This is a genomic window from Streptomyces venezuelae (assembly GCF_008642355.1).
GTDB lineage: Bacteria > Actinomycetota > Actinomycetes > Streptomycetales > Streptomycetaceae > Streptomyces > Streptomyces venezuelae_B.
The window spans coordinates 4,202,348-4,223,480 of record NZ_CP029193.1; the positions used below are offsets into that span (position 1 = coordinate 4,202,348).

Annotated in this window: 19 protein-coding genes; 8 read left to right on the top strand and 11 right to left on the bottom strand. The window is 70.0% G+C overall.

What is annotated here, in order from left to right; translation table 11 throughout:
- Nucleotides 1-79: 79 nt before the first annotated feature.
- From DEJ47_RS19470 to DEJ47_RS19480, 3 genes are all read right to left on the bottom strand, one after another.
- A complete protein-coding gene (locus DEJ47_RS19470) occupies nucleotides 80-1,378 on the bottom strand; it encodes a M18 family aminopeptidase (RefSeq protein WP_150170057.1) in 1,299 nt (432 codons plus the stop codon).
- Nucleotides 1,379-1,420: 42 nt separating this feature from the next.
- The gene (locus DEJ47_RS19475) at nucleotides 1,421-2,032 is read right to left on the bottom strand and encodes a Uma2 family endonuclease (protein ID WP_223828413.1); all 612 of its coding nucleotides are present in this window, start codon (nucleotides 2,030-2,032) and stop codon (nucleotides 1,421-1,423) included.
- Nucleotides 2,033-2,164: 132 nt separating this feature from the next.
- Nucleotides 2,165-3,991, bottom strand: a complete 1,827-nt coding sequence (locus DEJ47_RS19480) for an acyl-CoA dehydrogenase (protein WP_150170061.1) — start codon at nucleotides 3,989-3,991, stop codon at nucleotides 2,165-2,167.
- A gap of 128 nt (nucleotides 3,992-4,119) precedes the next feature.
- Between DEJ47_RS19480 and DEJ47_RS19485 the strand changes: the two genes are divergently transcribed.
- From DEJ47_RS19485 to DEJ47_RS19500, 4 genes are all read left to right on the top strand, one after another.
- Entirely contained in the window at nucleotides 4,120-4,611 is a 492-nt protein-coding gene (locus DEJ47_RS19485; RefSeq protein ID WP_127913024.1) for an SseB family protein, read from the top strand.
- Between the two features lie 53 nt (nucleotides 4,612-4,664).
- Nucleotides 4,665-6,080 (top strand): glycerophosphodiester phosphodiesterase family protein, encoded by a 1,416-nt coding sequence (locus tag DEJ47_RS19490; RefSeq protein ID WP_150170062.1) that lies wholly within the window; start codon nucleotides 4,665-4,667, stop codon nucleotides 6,078-6,080.
- Between the two features lie 83 nt (nucleotides 6,081-6,163).
- Nucleotides 6,164-7,120: a pirin family protein gene (locus DEJ47_RS19495; RefSeq protein ID WP_150170064.1), complete on the top strand. Its 957-nt coding sequence runs from the start codon at nucleotides 6,164-6,166 to the stop codon at nucleotides 7,118-7,120.
- Nucleotides 7,121-7,186: 66 nt separating this feature from the next.
- Nucleotides 7,187-8,287 (top strand): AI-2E family transporter, encoded by a 1,101-nt coding sequence (locus DEJ47_RS19500; protein ID WP_150170066.1) that lies wholly within the window; start codon nucleotides 7,187-7,189, stop codon nucleotides 8,285-8,287.
- On the opposite strand, the gene DEJ47_RS19505 is transcribed toward DEJ47_RS19500, so the two are convergent.
- Entirely contained in the window at nucleotides 8,206-10,434 is a 2,229-nt protein-coding gene (locus DEJ47_RS19505) for a SpoIIE family protein phosphatase (protein ID WP_150170068.1), read from the bottom strand. The genes DEJ47_RS19500 and DEJ47_RS19505 overlap by 82 nt on opposite strands.
- Before the next feature lie 187 nt (nucleotides 10,435-10,621).
- Here DEJ47_RS19505 and aspS point away from each other — a divergent pair, with 187 nt between their 5' ends.
- Nucleotides 10,622-12,385 carry an aspartate--tRNA ligase gene (gene aspS / locus DEJ47_RS19510; RefSeq protein WP_150170070.1) on the top strand — a complete coding sequence of 588 codons (1,764 nt, stop codon included), beginning with the start codon at nucleotides 10,622-10,624 and terminating at the stop codon, nucleotides 12,383-12,385.
- A 94-nt stretch (nucleotides 12,386-12,479) separates the two neighbouring features.
- Here the strand turns inward: aspS and DEJ47_RS19515 are convergent, their stop codons facing one another.
- Both DEJ47_RS19515 and DEJ47_RS19520 read right to left on the bottom strand, forming a co-directional pair.
- Entirely contained in the window at nucleotides 12,480-12,659 is a 180-nt protein-coding gene (locus DEJ47_RS19515) for a hypothetical protein (RefSeq protein WP_150170072.1), read from the bottom strand.
- Between the two features lie 408 nt (nucleotides 12,660-13,067).
- Complete coding sequence (locus tag DEJ47_RS19520; protein WP_150170074.1) at nucleotides 13,068-13,952, bottom strand: NAD(P)-dependent oxidoreductase; 885 nt, start codon at nucleotides 13,950-13,952, stop codon at nucleotides 13,068-13,070.
- Between the two features lie 105 nt (nucleotides 13,953-14,057).
- Between DEJ47_RS19520 and DEJ47_RS19525 the strand changes: the two genes are divergently transcribed.
- Entirely contained in the window at nucleotides 14,058-14,654 is a 597-nt protein-coding gene (locus tag DEJ47_RS19525) for a TetR/AcrR family transcriptional regulator (protein WP_150170076.1), read from the top strand.
- Between the two features lie 28 nt (nucleotides 14,655-14,682).
- On the opposite strand, the gene DEJ47_RS19530 is transcribed toward DEJ47_RS19525, so the two are convergent.
- From DEJ47_RS19530 to DEJ47_RS19540, 3 genes are read right to left on the bottom strand one after another with little or no spacing between them, the layout of a single operon-like run.
- On the bottom strand, nucleotides 14,683-14,952 hold the full coding sequence (locus DEJ47_RS19530) for a hypothetical protein (RefSeq protein WP_150170078.1): 270 nt from the start codon (nucleotides 14,950-14,952) through the stop codon (nucleotides 14,683-14,685).
- A 50-nt stretch (nucleotides 14,953-15,002) separates the two neighbouring features.
- Entirely contained in the window at nucleotides 15,003-15,191 is a 189-nt protein-coding gene (locus DEJ47_RS19535) for a DUF397 domain-containing protein (RefSeq protein ID WP_150170080.1), read from the bottom strand.
- Between the two features lie 8 nt (nucleotides 15,192-15,199).
- Nucleotides 15,200-16,051: a helix-turn-helix domain-containing protein gene (locus DEJ47_RS19540; protein WP_150170082.1), complete on the bottom strand. Its 852-nt coding sequence runs from the start codon at nucleotides 16,049-16,051 to the stop codon at nucleotides 15,200-15,202.
- 246 nt (nucleotides 16,052-16,297) lie between these two features.
- On the opposite strand from DEJ47_RS19540, the gene DEJ47_RS19545 reads away from it, so the two are divergent.
- Nucleotides 16,298-16,702, top strand: a complete 405-nt coding sequence (locus DEJ47_RS19545) for an ATP-binding protein (protein WP_150170084.1) — start codon at nucleotides 16,298-16,300, stop codon at nucleotides 16,700-16,702.
- 170 nt (nucleotides 16,703-16,872) lie between these two features.
- Nucleotides 16,873-17,262 carry a hypothetical protein gene (locus tag DEJ47_RS19550; protein WP_317850821.1) on the top strand — a complete coding sequence of 130 codons (390 nt, stop codon included), beginning with the start codon at nucleotides 16,873-16,875 and terminating at the stop codon, nucleotides 17,260-17,262.
- Between the two features lie 78 nt (nucleotides 17,263-17,340).
- Here the strand turns inward: DEJ47_RS19550 and metG are convergent, their stop codons facing one another.
- Complete coding sequence (gene metG / locus DEJ47_RS19555) at nucleotides 17,341-18,969, bottom strand: methionine--tRNA ligase (RefSeq protein WP_150170086.1); 1,629 nt, start codon at nucleotides 18,967-18,969, stop codon at nucleotides 17,341-17,343.
- Between the two features lie 136 nt (nucleotides 18,970-19,105).
- Nucleotides 19,106-20,947 (bottom strand): VWA domain-containing protein, encoded by a 1,842-nt coding sequence (locus tag DEJ47_RS19560; protein WP_150170088.1) that lies wholly within the window; start codon nucleotides 20,945-20,947, stop codon nucleotides 19,106-19,108.
- Between the last annotated feature and the right edge of the window lie 186 nt (nucleotides 20,948-21,133).

Below are 21,133 nucleotides of genomic sequence, written 5' to 3' on the forward strand. Positions count from 1 at the left end.
AGCCTCCGGGTACCCGGGAGCTCCGCGGCCACACAGGGAGAATCGTTGGCCACAGGGCGAGTTGGGGCCGAGGCGGGGCTCAGCCCTCCAGGAACGCCACCAGCGCGTTGGCCAGCAGGTGCGGGTCGTCGGCGCCGCACAGCTCGCGCACGCTGTGCATGGAGAGGATCGCGACGCCGATGTCGACCGTCTTGATGCCGTGGCGTGCCGCGGTGATGGGCCCGATGGTCGTGCCGCACGGCATGGCGTTGTTGGAGACGAACGACTGGAAGGGGACGCCCGCCTTCTCGCACGCGGCGGCGAAGACCGCACGGCCCGAACCGTCGGTGGCGTAACGGTTGTTCACGTTGACCTTGAGGATCGGTCCGCCGTTGGCGCGCGGGTGGTGCGTGGGGTCGTGCCGCTCCGCGTAGTTGGGGTGGACGGCGTGGCCGGTGTCGGAGGAGAGACAGACCGTCCCCGCGAACGCCCGCGCCCTGTCCTCGTACGAGCCGCCGCGCGCGAACACGGACCGCTCCAGGACGCTGCCGAGCAGCGGGCCGTCGGCGCCGGTGTCGGACTGCGAGCCGTTCTCCTCGTGGTCGAACGCGGCGAGCACGGGGATGCACGGGAGGTCCTCCTGGGCGGCGACGGCGGTGAGGGCGGCGGTCGCGGAGTGCACGGACAGGAGGTTGTCCATGCGGGGGCCGGCGACGAGCTCGCGGTCGCGGCCGAGGAAGGCGGGCGCCTCGATGGCGTACGTCATGAGGTCCCAGCCGGTGACGTCGCCCTCGTCGAGTCCGGTCTCCTCCTCCAGGAAACGGATCAGGTCGCCCTCGTGGACGTCGTGGCCGAGACCCCAAATGGGCTGCATGTGCTTCTGCTTGTCGAGCTTGAGCCCGTCGGTGTGCACGGACCGGTCCATGTGGATGGCGAGCTGGGGGACGCGCAGGAGCGGCCGGTCGATGTCCACGAGCCGCGTGGTGCCGTCGCGCAGCGAGAGGCGACCGGCGAGGCCGAGGTCGCGGTCGAGCCAGGAGTTGAGCAGCGGACCGCCGTAGATCTCGACGGCGACCTGACGCCACCCGTGCGAGCCGGCGTCCGGCTGCGGCTTCACGCGCAGGTTGGGGGAGTCGGTGTGGGCGCCGACGATGCGGAAGGGGGTGTGCGCGGAGGCGCCCTCGGGGACGTACCAGGCGACGATGGCGCCGCCGCGGAGCACGTACTTGCCGCCGGTCGTGCCGTCCCAGGCCTCGGTCTCCTCGACCTGCCGGAAACCGGCCTTCTCAAGACGCTCGGCGGCACTCGCCACGGCGTGGTACGGCGTGGGGCTCGCCGCGAGGAAGGTCATGAGGTCTTCGGTGTGGCCACGGTCGAAGGGCCCGGAGGGTGTGCGCATGCCAGCCAGCCTAATGGGGCGGCTGTCCGGGTGGCGGGGCGATCAGAGGCGGTCGATCTCGGTGAGGTCGATGTCGATCGTGAAGGGGACGGCGAGCTTGAGCCGGTCGTGGTGGATGCCGGTGGGCGCGTAGGCGCCGGTGTGCGGGTCGAGTTCGTAGGTGTGGACCGCGGGCCGGTCGTTCTCGTCCATCGTGACCAGCCAGTAATGCCGGATGCCCGCTGCGGCGTACTTGCGGGGCTTGGTGTCCTGGTCACGCTCTTCGGAGTCGGGCGACACGACTTCGACGGCGAGCAGGACGTCCTCGGCCTGGTAGCGCGTCTGCGTCTGGTCGGCGTCGGCCTCCGCGGCCACGACCACGAGGTCGGGCTCAGGCGCCTGCTTGCGTCCGAGGACGACGGCCATCTCGCGGCGGACCCGCAGGTGCTCGGGGACGGTGGCGCGCACCCCGTTCACCAAGAGGTCCATCGCCAGCGTGTGGAACTTGCGCTGCGGACTCACGAAGATCAGGCTCCCGTCGATCAACTCTGTGTGCGGCGGGAGGTCGAGGCTGAAGAATTCGTCCGTCGTGTAGCCGTCCTGAGGCGGCATCGGCCACGCCGAGCCGTCGGGTTGGAGCGCGTGCGGCGCTTCGGTGCGGGGTTCGGCGGTCATGGTTCCTCCCATGGACGGGATTCTCGGCCGTTCCGTCAGCGTACCCAGGGCCTACGACGATGCCGCCACCCGAAAGGATCGAGTGGCGGCATCGCGCTGACGTGCGAACCGAGCCTGTACGGCCCGTACGGACTAGAACGCCGCCTCGTCCAGCTCCATCAGGTCCAGCTCCACGCCCTCGGCGAGCTTCCGCTCGGTGGCGACGGTCGGGAGGACGTTCGCGGCGAAGAACTTCGCGGCCGCGATCTTGCCCTCGTAGAAGGCCTTGTCCTTCGCGGAGGCCGTGGCCAGCTTCTCGGCGGCCACTGCGGCGCCCCGGAGCAGCAGGTAGCCGACGACGACGTCGCCCGAGACCATCAGGAGGCGGGTCGTGTTCAGGCCCACCTTGTAGATGGACTTCACGTCCTGCTCGGTCGCCGCGAGGTCGGTCAGCATGACGCCGACGATGGCCTCCAGCTCGACCGCGGCCTTGGCCAGCTCCTCGCGGGCGCCGGCCAGCGCCTCGCCGCCCGTGCCGACCGCGAGGAACTTCTTGATCTCCTCGGCGAGGCCGTTCAGCGCGGCGCCCTGGTTGCGGACGATCTTCCGGAAGAAGTAGTCCTGGCCCTGGATGGCCGTCGTGCCCTCGTAGAGGGTGTCGATCTTGGCGTCACGGATGTACTGCTCGATCGGGTACTCCTGGAGGTACCCCGAGCCGCCGAACGTCTGGAGCGACTGCGCCAGCTGCTCGTAGGACTTCTCCGATCCGTAGCCCTTCACGATCGGCAGGAGCAGGTCGTTGAGGGCGTGCAGCTGCGACGCGTCCTCGCCCGCCGCCTCCTTGACCTGGATGTCGTCCTGGACGGCCGCGGTGTGCAGCACCAGGGCGCGCATGCCCTCCGCGTACGCCTTCTGCGTCATCAGCGAGCGGCGGACGTCCGGGTGGTGCGTGATGGTGACCTTGGGGGCCGTCTTGTCCATGAACTGGGCCAGGTCGGGGCCCTGCACGCGCTCCTTGGCGTACTCGAGCGCGTTCAGGTAGCCCGTCGAGAGCGTCGCGATGGCCTTCGTGCCGACCATCATGCGGGCGAACTCGATGATCATGAACATCTGGCGGATGCCGTCGTGCTTGTCGCCGATCAGCCAGCCCTTGGCGGGGTGCTGGTCGCCGAACGTCATCTCGCACGTGTTGGACGCCTTGAGGCCCATCTTGTGCTCGACGTTCGTGGCGTAGACGCCGTTGCGCTCGCCCAGCTCGCCGGTCTCCCAGTCGAACTCGTACTTCGGCACGAGGAAGAGGGAGAGGCCCTTGGTGCCGGGGCCCGCGCCCTCGGGGCGGGCGAGGACGTAGTGGAGGATGTTCTCCGACATGTCGTGCTCACCGGACGTGATGAAGCGCTTCACGCCCTCGATGTGCCAGGAGCCGTCCTCCTGCTGCACGGCCTTGGTGCGGCCCGCGCCCACGTCCGAACCGGCGTCCGGCTCGGTCAGGACCATCGTCGAGCCCCACTGCTTCTCGACGGCGATCTGCGCGATCTTCTTCTGCGCCTCGTTGCCCTCGGCGTGCAGGATGCCGGCGAACGCGGGACCGGACGAGTACATCCAGACCGCCGGGTTCGAGCCGAGCAGCAGCTCCGCGTACGCCCAGATCAGGGAGCGCGGGGAGGTCGTGCCGCCGATCTCCTCGGGCAGGCCGAGGCGCCAGTACTCGGAGTCCATGAAGGCCTGGTAGCTCTTCTTGAAGGACGCCGGGACGGGCGCGGTGTTGGTCGCCGGGTCGAAGACCGGCGGGTTGCGGTCCGCGTCCTCGAAGGACTCGGCCAGCTCGTTCTCGGCAAGGCGGCGCAGTTCGTCGAGGATGCTCTTGGCGGTGTCGACGTCCATCTCCGCGAACGGGCCGGTGCCGTACAGCTTGTCGCGGCCGAGCACCTCGAAGAGGTTGAACTCGATGTCGCGGAGATTCGACTTGTAGTGGCCCATGGCGAAGGCTCCGTAAGCAGGAAAGGGATGAATACCAGCAAGTAGCTACGATGATGCTACCCGTCGGTAATAAGGCGCAACCCCTAACCGCCCATCTGTGACGTCCGTGACTCAGTACGCTTACGCGCATGTACGGCTACGACCAGAACCCCGGCGCCCAGCAGCAGTACGCCCCGCCGGGCGCGCAGCCGCCACCGCAGCAGATGCAGGGCATGCCCGGCGGTGGCTACGGCCAGCAGCCTCCGCTCTACCCCGAGCCCTCGCCGCCGTCCCTCGCGGACGCCGTGCGCGCCTTCACGACGGGGTCGATGTCCGCCGAGGACTTCCAGCAGATCTTCGCCACGTCGAAGGTCTACTGCCCGCGCGGCGACAACCCCGGCTTCCTCGCGCTGCACAACACGCAGCAGCCCGTGATCCCGATGTTCACCTCCCTCAAGGAACTGCGCCGGTACGCGGGCAAGGACTCCAAGTACTTCGTCATCACCGGCGCGGAGGTCATCGACCTGCTGCCCACGGGGTACGGATTCGTCCTCGACATGGAGGGCGAGCACCGCATGGTGTTCGACGCGAAGGCCGTGGAGCAGATGGTCGACTTCGCGATGCGACGCATGTACGGGTGACGCGCGCGCGTTGATCCATGGGTGGGCGGGGGCCGCCGCCGATGCTCTGACCTATGCCCTCGTCCAGGATCTCGCGTCGCCGCCCCACCGTTCTCGTGACCACCGCCGTGTGCGCGGCGGTGAGCGCGGCCCTGCTCGGCACCGCTCCCGCGGAGACCGCCGCTCCCGCCGAGAACGGCGCCGACCGCGCCCGCCGTCTCTTCCTCGACCACGGCCCCAAGGCCGCCGTCATGACCGCCGCGCACCGCGGCCAGTGGCGCAAAGCCCCGGAGAACAGCATCGGCGCGCTCCGGGCGGCCTTCGCGGACGGCGCGGAGATCGTCGAGGTCGACGTCCGCGTGACCAAGGACAGAGTCCCCGTCCTCATGCACGACGCGACCGTCGACCGCACCACGAACGGCAAGGGGCGCGTCTCCGACCTCACCCTCGCCCAGCTGCGCGGCCTCAGACTGCGCGCGGGGCTCGGCGGCCGCCACGCGCCGCTCACCGGAGAACGCGTCCCCACCGTCGCCGACGCCATGAAGGCCGCCCGCACGCTCGGGCTCGTCAACCTCGACCAGGCCTGGGAGGACCGCGAGGCCGTCTGGCGGGTCCTGGAGGAGACCGGCACCGTCCGCAACGGCCTCTTCAAGTCCGGCGCCCCGGTGCCGGAGGTGCGCGCGTTCCTCGGCCGCCACAAGGACGCGCTCTACATGCACGTCGTGGAGGACGACAACGCGGCGTCCGTCGGGGAGTTCGGGAAGAGCAGGCCGCCCGCTTTCGAGGTCGTCTTCGACGACGTCCGCGACAAGGTGGCCGCGCCCGCCTTCGTCCGTGGGCTGCGGGCGACCGGCCGCATCTGGTTCAACACCATGCGGGACGGCTTCGCCGCCCGCTTCACGGACGAGGCCTCCCTGATCGACCCCGCGCGCGGCTGGGGCAAGCTCATCGCCGACCACGGCGCGACGATCCTGCAGACCGACAACGTGGAGACGCTCAGGTCCTACCTGACCACGGGCGCCGCGGGCCGGGTGCCGCCCGGCGCGGTCCGCGTCCAGGCGGAGGGGTACGTCCCTGGCGGCGAGGGCAAGGCGTACCACGACACCGACGACGGGAACCGGGGGGACGGGCCGGGGCGGCGCGACGAGAACGTCGACGTGTGCGACCACGACGGTGCCGTGGTCGTGTGCTGGATGCGCGGTTCGGAGTGGCTCACGTACGCGATCGACGTGCCGAAGACCGGGCGGTACACGCTCAAGGTCCGGGTGTCGTCCCCGTACGAACCCGCGGGGACCTACCGGATCGCGTACGACGGCGGCAGGCCCGGCAAGGCCGTGCGGGTCGCGGGCACCACCGCCCACCACGCCTTCTTCCTCCAGGACAGCCGTGACCCGCGGCAGCTCACCCGCGGCCGGCACACCCTGCGCCTCTCCCTGGACGAGGGCGCCTTCCAGAACTGGAACCTCGACTACCTCCAGCTGGAGCCCTGAGGGAATTCCCGCCGGGCCCCGCTCGTTCCAGGTGGCAGAAAGTTCTACGTTCAACTAAAGTGAGTGCACAGGAGGTACCGACCATGCCTGCAGTGACTGTCGAGAACCCGCTGACCCTGCCCCGAGTGGTGGCGCAGGCCGACGCGACGCCGCGCCCCGTGCTCACCGTGACCACGGCGCCGAGCGGCTTCGAGGGCGAGGGATTCCCGGTGCGCCGGGCCTTCGCGGGAATCAATTACAAGCACCTCGACCCGTTCATCATGATGGACCAGATGGGCGAGGTGGAGTACGAGGCGGGCGAGCCGAAGGGCACGCCCTGGCACCCCCACCGGGGCTTCGAGACGGTCACGTACCTGATCGACGGGACCTTCGTCCACCAGGACTCCAACGGTGGCGGCGGCACCATCCAGAACGGCGACACCCAGTGGATGACGGCCGGCAGCGGCCTGCTCCACATCGAGGCGCCGCCGGAGTCCCTCGTCATGTCCGGCGGCCTCTTCCACGGCCTCCAGCTGTGGGTGAACCTGCCCGCGAAGGACAAGATGATGAACCCCCGCTACCAGGACATCCGCGGCGGCCAGGTCCAGCTGCTCACCACCCCGGACGGCGGCGCGCTGCTCCGCGTCATCGCCGGTGAGCTCGACGGCCACGAGGGCCCCGGCATCACGCACACGCCGATCACGATGATCCACGCGACCGTGCGGCCCGGCGCCGAGGTGACGCTGCCCTGGCGCGAGGACTTCAACGGCCTCGCGTACGTCCTCGCGGGACGCGGCAGCGTGGGCACCGAGCGGCGCCCGGTCCACATGGGCCAGACCGCCGTCTTCGGCGCCGGGTCCTCGCTGACCGTCCGCGCGGACGAACGCCAGGACGCGCACGCCCCCGACCTGGAGGTCGTGCTGCTCGGCGGACAGCCGATCCGCGAGCCGATGGCGCACTACGGCCCGTTCGTGATGAACAGCCGGGCGGAGCTGCAGCAGGCCTTCGAGGACTTCCAGAAGGGCCTGCTCGGCACGGTCCCCGCCGTGCACGGCATGTAGCCACGTCGTGGGCGGGCAGCCGTACATAACGTGCGGCGCCCGGAGCGACGTGCTCGGGTAGGAGGAGTGAGTACCCTCCTGCCCGAGCCCGTGCGCCGCATCGCCGCCTGGTGCGTCGTCCTCCTGCTCGTCACCGGCGTGGCCGCCGTGGGGATCTGGCTGTGCGTCACCTTCAAGACCGCGGTGACCCCGGTCCTCCTCGCGCTGCTCGGCACCGCGCTCCTCGGACCGCTGTACCGGCGCCTGCTCAGGATGAAGGTGCAGCGCTCCCTCGCGGCGGGCCTCACCTGCGCGGCCGTCGTCGCCGTCGTCGGCGGCGCCGGCTACATCGTCGTCAAGGCGCTGATCGACAGCGGCGACCAGATCCTCGCCTCCCTCAAGCAGGCCGCCACGGACCTGTCGAAGTACTTCGGGGCGGCCGGGACCTCGCTCGACGACATGGCGTCCAACGCCAAGGAACTCTTCGGCAAGTTCGGCGGAACCGCCGCGTCCGGAGTGATCAGCGGGCTCAGCACCGTCGGCGAGATGATGGCGATGGCCGTCCTCGCGCTGCTGCTCGTCTTCTTCTTCCTGCGCGACTCGGAGCGCGCCATGGGCACCCTGCGCCAGCTCGCCCCGGGCGACAGCGCCGACTCCATCGAGGCCATGGCGCGGCGCGCCTTCGAGGCCATCGAGGGATTCATGCGCGGCACGACGATCATCGCGTTCATCGACGCCCTGTGCATCACCGTGGGGCTGCTGATCCTCGGCGTCCCCGGCGCCTGGGGCCTCGGCGCGCTCGTGTTCGTCGGCGCGTACATCCCCTACCTGGGCGCGTTCCTGTCCGGCGCCGTCGCCATCCTGGTCGCCCTCGCCGACCGCGGCTTCGCCATCGCGCTGTGGGCGCTCGGCGTGGTCCTCGCCGTCCAGCTCCTCGAAGGCCACATCCTCCAGCCGATGATCCAGAGCAGGACCGTGCAGATGCACCCGGCGGTCGTGATGCTGGCGATCACCGCGGGCGCCTCGGTGGCCGGGATCCTCGGCATGCTGCTCGCGGTGCCGCTGACGGCGGCGGCGTTCGGCATCGTCTCCGAGCTGCGGGGACGCTACTCCGGAACGTCGGCGTCCGCGTCCATGGCCAAGTCGTCCACGTCCACGAAACCGCCGGAGGCGCCCGCGTCCTCGTAGAGCTCGAACCAGATGCTCTTGCCGTCGCCGCGCGGATCCACGCCCCACGCCCCGGCGAGCAGCTCCATCAGGACCAGGCCACGACCGGACGAGGCGAGCTCGCCCGGGTGGCGCTTGTGCGGCAGGTCGTCGCTGCCGTCGGCGACCTCGGCCCGCAGCCGCCGCGCCCCGGGCTCACCGGTGACCTCGGCGACCATCAGGGCGTCGCCGTCCGTGTGCACGAGGACGTTCGTGAGCATCTCGGAGACCATCAGGACCGCCGAGTCGACCTGGTCGTCGTCCGCCCAGTCGTGCAACAGGTCCCGCAGGTGGCTGCGGGCCCCCGCGATGCGCTCCGGCTCGGCCTGCGCGACGGTCAGGACGGTGCGGCGGGCGTCCGTGCGCCGCTCCGGGTGGCCCGTCCTGCTCAGCAGCAGCACGGCTATGTCGTCCTCGCGGCGGTCCGCGAAGGGGCCGGTGGTGTGGTGCGAGGAGGGCCCGTGCACGGCCTGCACGAGCGCGTCGGCGAGCTGCTCCAGGGCGTCGGGCTCGCCCTCCCCCGCGTACTCCTCCAGGGTCGCCCTGATCCGCGACCAGCCGGTGTCCAGGTCGTGGCCGCCGGTCTCGATGAGGCCGTCGGTGCAGATCAGCATCGTCTCGCCGGGTTCAAGGACGAGCCGGGTGGTGGGGTAGTCGGCGTCGGGATCGATGCCGAGCGGCAGGCCCCCCGCGGCGGGGCGCAGCAGAACCGTTCCGTCGCTCATGCGTATCGCGGGCTCGGGGTGGCCCGCACGCGCCATCTCCAGGACGCCGGTCGCCGGGTCGGCCTCCACGTACAGGCAGGTCGCGAAGCGCGGGTCGTACTCGTTGGCCTCGTCGGCGCCCGTGCCGCTCGACCCGTAGGTGATGGACTCCGTGATCCCGGAGAGGAAGCGGGTGGCGCGGGAGAGGACCGCGTCGGGGCGGTGCCCCTCGGAGGCGTACGCGCGCAGGGCGATCCGCAGCTGCCCCATCAGGCCCGCCGCCCGCACGTCGTGCCCCTGCACGTCGCCGATGACGAAGGCGATACGGCCGCTGGGCAGCGGGATCATGTCGTACCAGTCGCCGCCGACCTGCAGCCCGCCGCCCGTCGGCACATAGCGGGCGGCCACGCTCATCCCCGGGATCTGCGGCCCGAGCATCGGCAGCATCGACCGCTGCAGCCCCTCCGTCAGCTCCCGCTCGGACTCCGCGACCCCGGCCCGCGACAGGGCCTGCGCCAGCATCCGCGCCACCGTCGTCAGGACGGAGCGCTCGTCGGGCGTGAACGAGACGGGATACGTGAACGCCGCCATCCACGCCCCCATCGTGCGCCCGGCGACCGTCAGGGGCAGGAACGCCCACGACTGCCGCTCGAAGCGGCTGGCCAGCGGCCAGGCGGCGGGATAGCGCCTGCGGTAGTCCTCCGGGGTGGAGAGGTAGACGGCACGCCCCGTGCGCACCACCTCCGCGGCCGGGTAGTCCGTGTCCAGCGGCATCGCGGAGAAGGGGCCGTCGTCGCCGGGCTCGTGGCCGTGGTGCCCGATGATCGTCAGCCGCTCGCCCTCGACCCCGAAGACCGCGAGGCCGTCCGGCGAGAACCCCGGCATGGAGAGCCCGCCGGCGACCCTGAGGACCTCCTCCGTGGAGCGCGCCTCGGCGAGCGCGCGCCCCGCGTCGAGCAGGAACGCCTCGCGCGAGCGGCGCCAGTCCCCGGTGACGGGGGTGCGGGCGGCGGTCCCCGGCGCGGGCTCGGTGACCTCCTGCAAGGTCCCCACCAGCTCGTACGCCTCGGTCGCGCCGTGCATCACCGGCTTGGAGCGGCTGCGCACGGTCCGCAGCACCCGCCGCCCGGTCTCGTCCATGATCCGCAGCCGGGCCTCGGCGAGGGTGCCCTCGGCGACGGCGAGCTGGACGGTTCCGTAGATCTCGTTCCAGTCGACCGGGTGGAAACGGGAGCGCACGCCCGCCTCGGAAAGGGTCTGGGCGCGGGCGGGCAGGCCGAGGAGCCGGGCCGCCTCGGCGTCGAGCGTGACAGTTCCGGACGCGTTGTCCCAGCGCCACAGACCGGTCGCGATCGCGGCCAGGACGTCCCGTACGGGAGGCAGGGAGTCGTCCCCCACCTGCAGGAGGGGATCGTCGGTGCGCATTGACCCACTTTAGGAAGATGTACACGGTAGGCGCCACCGAGCCCCGTCGAGCCAGGCCGGTCCCGGGGCCCTCACCGGGCCCTCGGGAGGGTGGCCGGCACGGATATCCGGAAACCGATCTTCGGCCGGACGGTAGCCTTGTGGGGGTCTGCTCTCTCCCCTATTCGCGAAGACTGGATGAACGACGATGCATCGGTACAGGTCCCACACCTGCGGCGAGCTCCGCGCCTCTGACGTCGGCACCGACGTCCGGCTGAGCGGCTGGCTGCACAATCGCCGAGACCTGGGCGGCATTCTCTTCATCGATCTCCGCGATCACTACGGCATCACGCAGCTGGTGGCCCGCCCCGGCACCAAGGCCGCCGAGGTCCTGGACAAGCTGTCCAAGGAGACCGTCGTCCGTGTCGACGGCAAGGTCGTCTCGCGCGGCTCGGACAACGTGAACCCGGAGCTGCCCACCGGCGAGATCGAGATCGAGGCGAGCGAGGTCGAGGTGCTCGGCGCTGCGGGCCCGCTGCCCTTCACGATCAACGCCGAGGACGGCGTGAACGAGGAGCGCCGCCTGGAGTACCGCTTCCTGGACCTGCGCCGCGAGCGCATGCACCGCAACATCATGCTGCGCAGCGCCGTGATCGCCTCGATCCGCTCGAAGATGGTCGCCCTCGGCTTCAACGAGATGGCGACGCCGATCCTCACCGCGACGTCCCCCGAGGGCGCCCGTGACTTCGTCGTCCCGTCCCGCCTCAACCCGGGCAAGTTCTACGCGCTCCCGCAGGCCCCGCAGCAGTTCAAGCAGCTGCTGATGATCTCGGGCTTCGACCGCTACTTCCAGATCGCGCCGTGCTTCCGCGACGAGGACGCCCGCGCGGACCGCTCGCCGGGCGAGTTCTACCAGCTCGACGTCGAGATGAGCTTCGTGGAGCAGGAAGACGTCTTCCAGCCCATCGAGAAGCTGATGACGGAGCTCTTCACGGAGTTCGGCGGCGGTCGCGAGGTCACGTCGCCCTTCCCGCGCATCCCGTTCCGCGAGTCGATGCTGAAGTACGGCAACGACAAGCCGGACCTGCGCGCGAAGCTCGAACTCGTCGACATCACGGACATCTTCGCCGACTCGGAGTTCAAGGCTTTCGCGGGCAAGCACGTGCGCGCGCTGCCGGTGCCGGACACGGCGTCGCAGTCCCGCAAGTTCTTCGACGGCCTGGGCGACTACGCGGTCGAGCAGGGCGCGAAGGGCCTGGCCTGGGTGCGCGTCGCCGAGGACGGTTCGCTGAGCGGCCCGATCGCCAAGTTCCTGACGGAGGCGAACGTCGAGGAGCTCACCAAGCGCCTCTCCCTCGCCCCCGGCCACGCGGTCTTCTTCGGCGCGGGCGAGTTCGACGAGGTCTCGAAGATCATGTCGGCGGTCCGCGTCGAGGCCGCGAAGCGCGCGGGCCACTTCGAGGAGGGCGTCTTCCGCTTCTGCTGGATCGTCGACTTCCCGATGTACGAGAAGGACGAGGACACCGGCAAGATCGACTTCTCCCACAACCCCTTCTCGATGCCGCAGGGCGGCATGAAGGACCTGGAGGAGAAGGACCCGCTCGACATCCTCGCCTGGCAGTACGACATCGTCTGCAACGGCATCGAGCTCTCCTCCGGCGCGATCCGGAACCACGAGCCCGAGGTCATGCTCAAGGCGTTCGAGATCGCGGGCTATGACGCGGAGACCGTCGAGCACGAGTTCGCGGGCATGCTGCGCGCGTTCCGCCTCGGTGCGCCGCCGCACGGTGGCATCGCGCCGGGCGTCGACCGCATCGTGATGCTCCTCGCGGACGAGCCGAACATCCGCGAGACGATCTCGTTCCCGCTGAACGGCAACGCGCAGGACCTGATGATGGGGGCGCCGACGGAGCTCGACGAGTCGCGTCTGCGGGAGCTGAACATCTCCCTGCGGAAGCCGGCGGCGCAGTAGCGGTTTCCCCTGCGACGGGGTGACGTCGCAAGAAGGCCCCGGAACCTATGGTTCCGGGGCCTTCTGCTCTGGAGGTCTTCCAGGGCTCTGGAGGTCAAGCCGCTGTCGTCGGGGAGGAGTTCGCTTCCGCCTCGGCCCATTCCGTCACGAGCCGTTCGTATACGAGGCGTTCGTCCGGTCGGAGGCGTCCGCCCGCGCGCAACCACAGCGCACGGATTTCCTCATTGACCTCGTCGGCGGTGCGTCGCCGGTCGGGGGAGGGAGTCGTGGCCATGTCGTGAAGCTTACGTACACAGGTGTGAAGGCGGCGTCAATTTAAGCCTCCCCTGCGCATGACTTAGCTCACCGTGACGCGTATCTCCCGTTTCGAGTGGGCAGTCGAACCGAGCGTGATTCAAGGGGCAGTCGAGTCCAACCGCGCCTGGGGACCGTCGCTGACGCGCTGAAGCCCGTGGGTGAAAGTCTCCTCGCGCACCCGCTCAGAATCGCCCGTACGCGTCTCCGGCCCCCCGTCACCCCGCAGCTTCTCCGCGAACTCCCGTTCTGCCACGCCGCGTCGGGCGATGAGATCAAGATACGCGGCTTCGCCGGCCGTCACGCCGATCACGTACGAATTGACGGCGCTGTGGACCAGTTCGGTCGCTGTCTCAGGCCACTCGGGCGCTCCGGCTGCTCGGGCCGCTCAGGCGGCGGGCTTGCTCATGAGCTCCACGGCCCGCGAGAAGCTGTCCGCGCCGTGACCGGCGTCCACGACCCGCCGGAAGATGTCGTGCACGGCCTCCGGGAACGCGGTGTCCACGCCGGCGTCGGATGCGGTGTGGACGACGTGCTCCATGCTGGCCAGGCCCATCGCGGTGCGGTCGACGTCGCCCGCGTGGTTGCCCGCGTCGATGCGGGACGCGTAGAAGTCGACGAAGTGGCCCATGCCGGCGAAGTTCTCCGTGACGTACGGCGCGATCTCCTGAGCGGTCAGGCCATGGGCGCCCGCGATGGCGGCGGTCTGCCAGAAGGCGATCATCGCGGGCCAGAAGACCGCCATGTTCAGCTGGTACATGAGCGCGGCGAGCCCCTGGTCCTCGCCCCGGTAGTCGGTCGTCCCGGTGATGACTTCGAGTGCGGTGCGGTGCCGGTCGTACGCCTCGCGAGGCCCGCTGTAGAACGTCGAGGCCTCCGGGGTGCCGATGAGCGGCGGCGGGCAGAGGACGCCGCCGGTGAGTTGCGTCCCGCCGAGCCCGGCCACCCAACGGGCCCCCGCCCGTGCCTTCTCCGGGGTGTCCGAGCTGAGGTTCACGAGGGTGCGGCCGGCGACGGCGTCCTTGGCGGGCTCCAGGATCTCGTACATGGCGTCGAAGTCGGTGAGGCTGAGGATGACGAGCTCGTTGGCGAGCAGGGCGCTCTCGACGCTGTCGGCGAGTATCGCTCCCCGCTCCACGAGGGCGTCGGCGCGGGACGGGGTGCGGTTCCAGAGGGTGACGTGGTAGCCGCGGTCGAGGTAGGCGGCGGCCATGGCCTGGCCCATGGGGCCGAGGCCGATGACGGTGACGGACTGCTGCGGTGCGTTGGGCATGGGTGACTCCGACCTCTCTAGAACGATCGCTCTATCTAGTGCGTGGAGAGAACGTAGCACGCCTCTAGAACGAACGCTCTACTTAATGGCGGGTAGGGTGGGGACATGGTCCAGAACAGCTCAGCGCTCGACGCCCTCGGCACCCGCGACCGGATCGTGGTCGTCGCCGCACGCCTCATCCAGCGGCAGGGCTACGTGGGTACGGGCATCAAGCAGATCGCCAAGGAGGCGGGGGCGACGCTGGGCTCCGTCTACCACTTCTTCCCCGGCGGGAAGGAGGCGGTCGCGGTGGCCGCGATCGGTTACAGCGCGGAGGAGTTCGCGGAGTTGCTGCGGGCGGGGCTGGCCGGCGACGACGCCCCGGGCGCCGCGATCGAGCGTTGCGCGGGTGAACTCGCCGTGGGGTTGCGGGAGTCGGGGTGGGTCGACGGTTGCCCGGTCACGGCGGCGGCCCTGGAGACGCTCGGCACGGACTCGGAGATCCAGCGGGTGTGCGCGGAGGCGCTGCGCGGCTGGGAGCGGATCGTGGAGGAGCGGCTGCTCGGGGCGGGGTTCTCGGTGCAGGACGCGCGCGAGGTGGCGACGACCGTGATCGGCGCGCTGGAAGGCGCCGAGGTCACGGCGCAGGTCGCCCGCAGCGAGGAGCCGTTGCGGGCGGTGGGGCGGCAGTTGGCGCGGTTGGTGGGGGCGTACGGGGAATGACGCCCGCCTCGTAGGCGGGCGTCTGGGCTTACTCGCTCCCCCAACTCACCGCCTTCTCCCGGTCCTTGCGTTGTTGGGCCTCTACGAACAGCAGGAATGCGCGGCCGTTCGGGGCGCTGACCCGGAGCAGGGTGTCGACACGGCGCTCGATGGGCCGGGTCTCCGTGACGTCCGGCGTGATCACCTCGACGGTCGGATTCTCGGGGAGCGCCACGCCCAGGAGCCGGAAGACGGGCGTCAGGAGCTCGGGGCGATCCTGGAAGATCCTGTGCGAGGCCTCGTGTTGCGATGTGACCATGTGAGGAAGCTGGGCGGATCACGGGCCGAGTTTCTCAACTCGGGGAGCGATCACTGCTGGCTTGCCTTGATGGCCCGCAGTAGCTGGTTCAGGGTGGCTGGGGCAGTCGTCAGTTCGACGCTGGGCTCGTCGCTTTCGCGGAGGTAGATGTAGGCGTCGGTGCTTGCCAGTTCGACGCAAGCGTTGCCGTCGCCCCCGCCGGAGAAGGTGGACTTCTGCCAGTGTTGAGGGGTGGACATGGCGGGCCTCACAGTTCCTTCGCCAACTTGTGGATGAAATCCCGTGACCGTTCAGGGGTGAGCGCTAGCTCCTCCACCCTACGGAAGAGTGTTCGGAACCGAGCCAGTTGGGCCTGGGAGTCCAGGAACCCGGTGCCGTGTGGCGCATCCCGTACGACGGTGTCCAGCTGGGCAACGGTGCCGCCTGCGTACACCATCGCGCTGCTGGAACCGGCGAACCCGTCCAGGTCGAATGGGATGACGCGCACGGTGACGTTGTCGATGTCGGAGAGTTCGAGGACGTGAGTGAGCTGAGTCCGGGCGGCCGAGCGGTCTCCGACCCGGAAGCGGAGCGCAGACTCGTGGATGACGGTGTCATAGGGGATGGCCCGGGGAGCCTCGATGACGGTACGACGCCTCATGCGGTGGCTCACGCGTGGTTCGAGTTCGCTCTGGGGGAGCTCAGGGACCCTGAACGAGAAGAGCGCGCGGGCGTAGTCCTCCGTCTGGAGGAGGCCCGGGATCTGGAGGAACTCGACGTCACGCCGGAACGTGGCGTGGTGTTCGAGTTCGGAGATGTCCAGGAACGCGGTGGGCAGCGAGCCCCGGTACTCCTCCCACCACCCGCGTGAGCGTTCCGTCGCCATCAGCAGCAACGCGTCGATCAGCTGCTCGTCCCGACAGGCGCAGTGCGCCGCCAGCCTGCGCAGTCGGTCTTCGCTGATGCCGGATCTGCCCGCCTCGATCTGACTCATGTGCGCAGAGCTGGAGCCGAGCAGTCCCGCGACCTCTTTGGCCGACATGCCTGCGGCTTCGCGCAGTCGGCGCAGCTCCGTACCCAGGCGTACCTGGCGGGCAGTGGGCTCGTTCCGCATCGTCATCCGGGTCTGTTCTCCTCAACGGCGCTGACGTCAGGCGTGGTTGAGCCACCCCTTCGGGTGTCAGATTACGCGGCCGCCTTGCGGGGGTATGAATTTCTACCCTACCGTCAGTGACGCGTCGCACACGCTGCGAGAACCGGGATCCCGGAAGCGCACCACCCCGCCATGCCGTGACGAGGGTGCCACTGCCACCGCCCAGAACCCGCCGCGCCCGGTAACTCCCCCCCTGACCACAGGAGTTCTCGCATGCCCGGAAGCGAAAGCGAACCCTGGGAGTACACCCTGTACATCCCCCACGACCTCCGCGCCGTCACGATCTGCCGCCGCTCCCTCCGTCTCATCCTCGCCCTGCACTGCTTGCCGCAACTCATCGACATGGCCGAGCTGTTGACGACGGAGCTCGTGTCCAATGCCGTGCGGCACACCAAGGGCCCCGCCGCCCTCCGCGTCCGCTACGCCGACGGGGTGCTGCGGATCGGTGCGTGGGACGCGGACCCGACGCCGCCCGCCCCGCCTCCGCGCGTCGCCGACGCGGAGGCCGAGCAGGGACGCGGGCTCGACCTCGTACGGGCCTGCGCGGACGGCTGGGGCTGGCACCCCGAGGCCACCGACTCCGGCAAATACGTCTGGTGCGAACTCAACGCCGCCTAGCTCGTTGATCATGCCGAACAGAAAGAAGAACCGATGGTCGGCTCGTCACACGAGGCACTGCACCGGATCTTCGCTCCCGGAGCCCCGGGACATCGCGATCCTCAACGCGGACCTCACCGAGATCGAACCCATCGAGCGGCGGTGCGACACCCTGTTACGGGTGGACACCGATGAGGGCAACTACCTGTTCGTCACTGGCCGCCGGCCTGGAAACCATCGACCCCGACAGCGCGGCGGTTTTCGCCCAGCTCACCGAGTCAGGCCTGGTCGACCCCCGGACGCAGAAAATCTGGAGGGACCTGATGACGACGACCAACTACTTCTTCCGCCACGAGGTCGCCGAGAAGGTGCGGGAAGTAGGGCGCGAGGAGGCGCGGGCCGAGGAGCGGGGGCGAGTCATCCTGCGCACGCTCGACTGGCGCGGCGTCGAGCTTTCCGAGACGGAGCGGGAGCGGGTGAGGTCCTGCGGTGACCTGGACCGTCTCGCGGTGTGGCTCGACCGTTCCTATGAGGTGCCCGACGCGGCTGCGCTGTTCGACGGCGACGGCGACGAAGCCTGACGTACGGGAAAGTCCCGGTGCTGCCCTCGTGTGTCAGGGGGCGGCACCGGGACTTTCCCGGCAAAGCGCTGCGTACCGCTACGCGGTCGGCTTCTCCTCCAGGCGGGGGAACAGGACCGCGCCCTTCGTGACCGTCGCGCCCGCGGGGAGCGTGCCCCACGTGGCGGCCGCGCGGACGTCCTGGTCGGCGAGCGCGCCCAGGAGCGGCTCCGCGCCGAGGGAGTCCCAGAGCTTCCGGGAGGTCTCCGGCATGACCGGGTTCAGGAGGACCGCCACCGCGCGGAGGGACTCCGCCGCCGTGTAGAGGATCGTCGCCAGGCGGGCCTTGCCCGCCTCGGAGTCGTCCTTCGCGACCTTCCACGGCTCCTGCTCCGTGATGTAGCCGTTGACCTGCTTCACGAAGTCGAAGATCGCCAGGATGCCGCCCTGGAAGTCCAGCTCCTCGCCGATCGCGCGGTCGGCGGTCGCGACGGCCTTGGCGAGGCCGTCCTGGACCGCCTGCTCGGCGTCACCGGACGCCGTCGCCGCGGGCAGCTCGCCGCCGAAGTACTTGCCGATCATCGCCGCGACACGGGACGCGAGGTTGCCGTAGTCGTTCGCCAGCTCGCTCGTGTAGCGGGCCGAGAAGTCCTCCCACGAGAAGGAGCCGTCGCTGCCGAACGCGATCGCGCGCAGGAAGTACCAGCGGTACGCGTCCACGCCGAAGTGGGAGGTCAGGTCCTGCGGCTTGATGCCCGTCAGGTTCGACTTCGACATCTTCTCGCCGCCGACCATCAGCCAGCCGTTGGCCGCGACCTTGCCGGGCACGGGCAGGCCCTGCGCCAGCAGCATCGCCGGCCAGATCACCGCGTGGAAGCGGAGGATGTCCTTGCCGACGAGGTGCACGTTCGCGGGGAAGGTCGAGTCGAACTTCTCCTGGTTCGCGCCGTAGCCCACGGCCGTCGCGTAGTTCAGGAGGGCGTCGACCCAGACGTAGATGACGTGCTTGTCGTCCCAGGGGACCTTGACGCCCCAGTCGAACGTCGAGCGGGAGATGGAGAGGTCCTGGAGGCCCTGCTTGACGAAGTTCACCACCTCGTTGCGGGCCGACTCCGGCTGGATGAAGCCGGGGTTCGCCTCGTAGAGGGCGAGGAGCTTGTCTCCGTACTCGCTCAGCTTGAAGAAGTAGTTCTCCTCCTTGAGGAGCTCCACCGGCTTCTTGTGGATCGGGCACAGCTTCGTGCCGTCCTCGGCCTCGATGAGGTCGCCGGGGAGCTTGTACTCCTCGCAGCCCACGCAGTACGGGCCCTCGTAGCCGCCCTTGTAGATCTCGCCCTTGTCGTAGAGATCCTGGACGAACTCCTGCACGCGGTCGGTGTGACGCTTCTCCGTCGTACGGATGAAATCGTCGTTCGCGATGTTCAGGTGCTCCCAGAGGGGCTTCCAGGCCTCGGTGACGAGCTTGTCGCACCACTCCTGGGGGGTGACGTCGTTCGCCTCGGCCGTGCGCATGATCTTCTGACCGTGCTCGTCCGTGCCGGTGAGGTACCACACCTTCTCGCCGCGCTGACGGTGCCAGCGCGTGAGCACGTCCCCTGCAACGGTCGTGTAGGCGTGGCCCAGGTGAGGAGCGTCGTTTACGTAGTAGATGGGGGTCGAGACGTAGTACGCCTTCGCGTCTGCGCTGTCTGCGCTCGTCCCCTGCTTCTCGGATCCAGTGGCCGCCATGGTCGAAATCCTAACGGCCCTGTGAAGATCCACTCACCTCGATTCCAGGGGGTGGACCGAGGGCCTCCGGTGCGGCCGGTGGGTTCCGGTGCGGCCGGTGGCTTTCGGTGCGCCCCCTGGAGTGGGGTGCCTCGGGTTACGGACGCCAGGACGCCAGCAGGCCCTCGTACAGCTCCTTGTCCGTGAGCTCCCGAGGGGTCGGGCCCGCGTGGAAGAACGCCGCGTTGTCCGCCTTGAGCTTGCGGAGGTAGTCGAAGCCCTTCGCGTCGTGGTCGCCGAACGCGACGAACTGGAAGAACAGGGGGTGCGCGGCGGCGTCCGCCAGCGCCTGCGTCGCCACGCCCCTCGTGTCCGGGGGGCCGTCCGTCTGGAAGACGACCAGCGCCGGCTCGCCCTTGTGGTCCGACTTCTCGTAGTGGGCCACGACCTCTTCGATCGCGCGGTGGTAGCTGGTGCGGCCCATGCGGCCCGCGGCGGCGTGCATCTCGTCGATGCGGTTCTCGTGCTCTTCGAGCGTGAGGGTGCCGGTGCCGTCGATCTCCGTCGAGAAGAAGACGACGTGGACGGTGGCCTCGGGGTCCGTGTGGGCGGCGAGGGCGAGGATCTGTTCGCCGAGGCTCTGGGCGGAGCCGTCCTTGTAGTACGGGCGCATGGAGCCGGAGCGGTCGAGGACCAGGTAGACCTGGGCTCGGGTTCCTGTGAGGTCGTGCTTCTTCAGGGCGGTGCCTGCGGCTCGGTATGCGGTGGCCAGCGCCGGGGCTTTGGAGCGCACCCGTGCTGCCGGGACGGCGGGCTTTCCGCTCCCCGGGGCGGGGTGGCCGTCACCCTCCGGGCCGGCCTCAGCGGTGGCCTCAGCCTGTGGCTCGGGGTCGGCCTCCGGGCTGAACTCAGCCTGCGGCTCGGGGTCGGCCTTGGCGGTGGCCTCAGCCTGCGGCTCGGGCCTGTCCTCGGAAGCGCCCTCTTCATCGGCACCCTGCACCGGGGGCTGTGCCCACCCGTCCCGCCCAGCGGGACGATTGCCCACAGCAGGAGCGGCCTCCGTCTCGGCGCCGTCAGCCTTCGGCGCGGGCGCGGGCGCGGGCTCGGGCTCGGCGGTGGCGGTCTCGGTCCCCGCGGCGTCAGCCTTCGGTGCCGCCGCGGGCTCGGCAGGAGCGGCCTCCGTCTTGGTGCCGTCTGCCTTCGGCGTCGCCGCGGGCTCGGCAGGAGCGGCCTCCGTCTTGGTGCCGTCTGCCTTCGGCGTCGCCGCGGGCTCGGCGGGAGCGGCCTCCGTCTTGGTGCCGTCAGCCTTCGGTGCCGCCTCGGGTTCAGGGTCCGGAGTTGCTGCGGGTTGCGCCGGGGCGGCGTCAGCCTTCGGCTCGGGTTCGGCCTCAGGGGCGGTCTCGGGCTCCGGCTCGGGGGTCGGCTCAGCCTCCGGCGCGGGCTCGGGCGTGGGCTTGGCGGTGGCGGCCTCGGGTTCGGCGGTGTCGGCCTTCGGCTCGGGGTCGGTGGTGGCCTCGGTCTCCGTGACCTGTGCCTCCGGCTCGGGCGTGGGCTTGGCGGTGGCGGCCTCGGGGTCGGCGGCGTCAGCCTTCGGCTCGGAGCTGGCCTGCGAGCTGGCCTCGGCCTCCGGCTCCGTGGGAGTCGGCTCGGCGTTCTCCCCGCGTGCGGGCGTGCGTTCCCGGGACGGGGACGGGACCGTGACGTTGTCGAAGGCTGCTGCCACCAGGTCGTCCACCGTCGGAGTGGGCTCCTTGCTGGGGGAGGGGAGCTTCGCCTTCGGGGGTGGGGTCGGCTCCGGCGACGGGGACGGGACCGTCACCGATACGGGGGGAGCCGTGTCCTGCTCCGGGCCGGAGGGCGAGTCCTTCTCCGGGGCGGAGGGAGAGGGAGAAGCCGAGCTCTGCTCGGTCGACGTCGCACGCTCAGGCTCCCGTGCCTCCGGAACGCTCTCCTTGCGTGACCGTCCGAACGCGTTCCGCAGGCGGTTCAGAATGCCCATGTGCGCAACCCTTCGCGTGAGTTGATTCCCGAAAATCCCTGGCCAGGGCGGACACGTAAGGTTAGCCGCCGCTGTACGCGATCTTGGGCAGGGTCATCAGCCGTCACCCACGCGAGCCACCCCCGCGAACCTACCGCGCGAGCCACTCCACGAACCGTCGTGCGGAGGCGTCGACAAACCCGCACC

Excerpts from the sequence above, each read along its gene's own strand:
- metG (WP_150170086.1), bottom strand. The coding sequence starts at position 18,969 with ATGGCGGCCACTGGATCCGAGAAGCAGGGGACGAGCGCAGACAGCGCA.
- DEJ47_RS19540 (WP_150170082.1), bottom strand. The coding sequence starts at position 16,051 with ATGACGATGCGGAACGAGCCCACTGCCCGCCAGGTACGCCTGGGTACG.
- DEJ47_RS19470 (WP_150170057.1), bottom strand. The coding sequence starts at position 1,378 with ATGCGCACACCCTCCGGGCCCTTCGACCGTGGCCACACCGAAGACCTC.
- DEJ47_RS19535 (WP_150170080.1), bottom strand. The coding sequence starts at position 15,191 with ATGTCCACCCCTCAACACTGGCAGAAGTCCACCTTCTCCGGCGGGGGC.
- DEJ47_RS19495 (WP_150170064.1), top strand. The coding sequence starts at position 6,164 with ATGCCTGCAGTGACTGTCGAGAACCCGCTGACCCTGCCCCGAGTGGTG.
- DEJ47_RS19525 (WP_150170076.1), top strand. The coding sequence starts at position 14,058 with ATGGTCCAGAACAGCTCAGCGCTCGACGCCCTCGGCACCCGCGACCGG.
- DEJ47_RS19515 (WP_150170072.1), bottom strand. The coding sequence starts at position 12,659 with ATGGCCACGACTCCCTCCCCCGACCGGCGACGCACCGCCGACGAGGTC.
- DEJ47_RS19560 (WP_150170088.1), bottom strand. The coding sequence starts at position 20,947 with ATGGGCATTCTGAACCGCCTGCGGAACGCGTTCGGACGGTCACGCAAG.
- DEJ47_RS19475 (WP_223828413.1), bottom strand. The coding sequence starts at position 2,032 with ATGACCGCCGAACCCCGCACCGAAGCGCCGCACGCGCTCCAACCCGAC.
- DEJ47_RS19485 (WP_127913024.1), top strand. The coding sequence starts at position 4,120 with ATGTACGGCTACGACCAGAACCCCGGCGCCCAGCAGCAGTACGCCCCG.
- DEJ47_RS19530 (WP_150170078.1), bottom strand. The coding sequence starts at position 14,952 with ATGGTCACATCGCAACACGAGGCCTCGCACAGGATCTTCCAGGATCGC.
- DEJ47_RS19520 (WP_150170074.1), bottom strand. The coding sequence starts at position 13,952 with ATGCCCAACGCACCGCAGCAGTCCGTCACCGTCATCGGCCTCGGCCCC.
- aspS (WP_150170070.1), top strand. The coding sequence starts at position 10,622 with ATGCATCGGTACAGGTCCCACACCTGCGGCGAGCTCCGCGCCTCTGAC.
- DEJ47_RS19545 (WP_150170084.1), top strand. The coding sequence starts at position 16,298 with ATGCCCGGAAGCGAAAGCGAACCCTGGGAGTACACCCTGTACATCCCC.
- DEJ47_RS19490 (WP_150170062.1), top strand. The coding sequence starts at position 4,665 with ATGCCCTCGTCCAGGATCTCGCGTCGCCGCCCCACCGTTCTCGTGACC.
- DEJ47_RS19550 (WP_317850821.1), top strand. The coding sequence starts at position 16,873 with ATGAGGGCAACTACCTGTTCGTCACTGGCCGCCGGCCTGGAAACCATC.
- DEJ47_RS19505 (WP_150170068.1), bottom strand. The coding sequence starts at position 10,434 with ATGCGCACCGACGATCCCCTCCTGCAGGTGGGGGACGACTCCCTGCCT.
- DEJ47_RS19480 (WP_150170061.1), bottom strand. The coding sequence starts at position 3,991 with ATGGGCCACTACAAGTCGAATCTCCGCGACATCGAGTTCAACCTCTTC.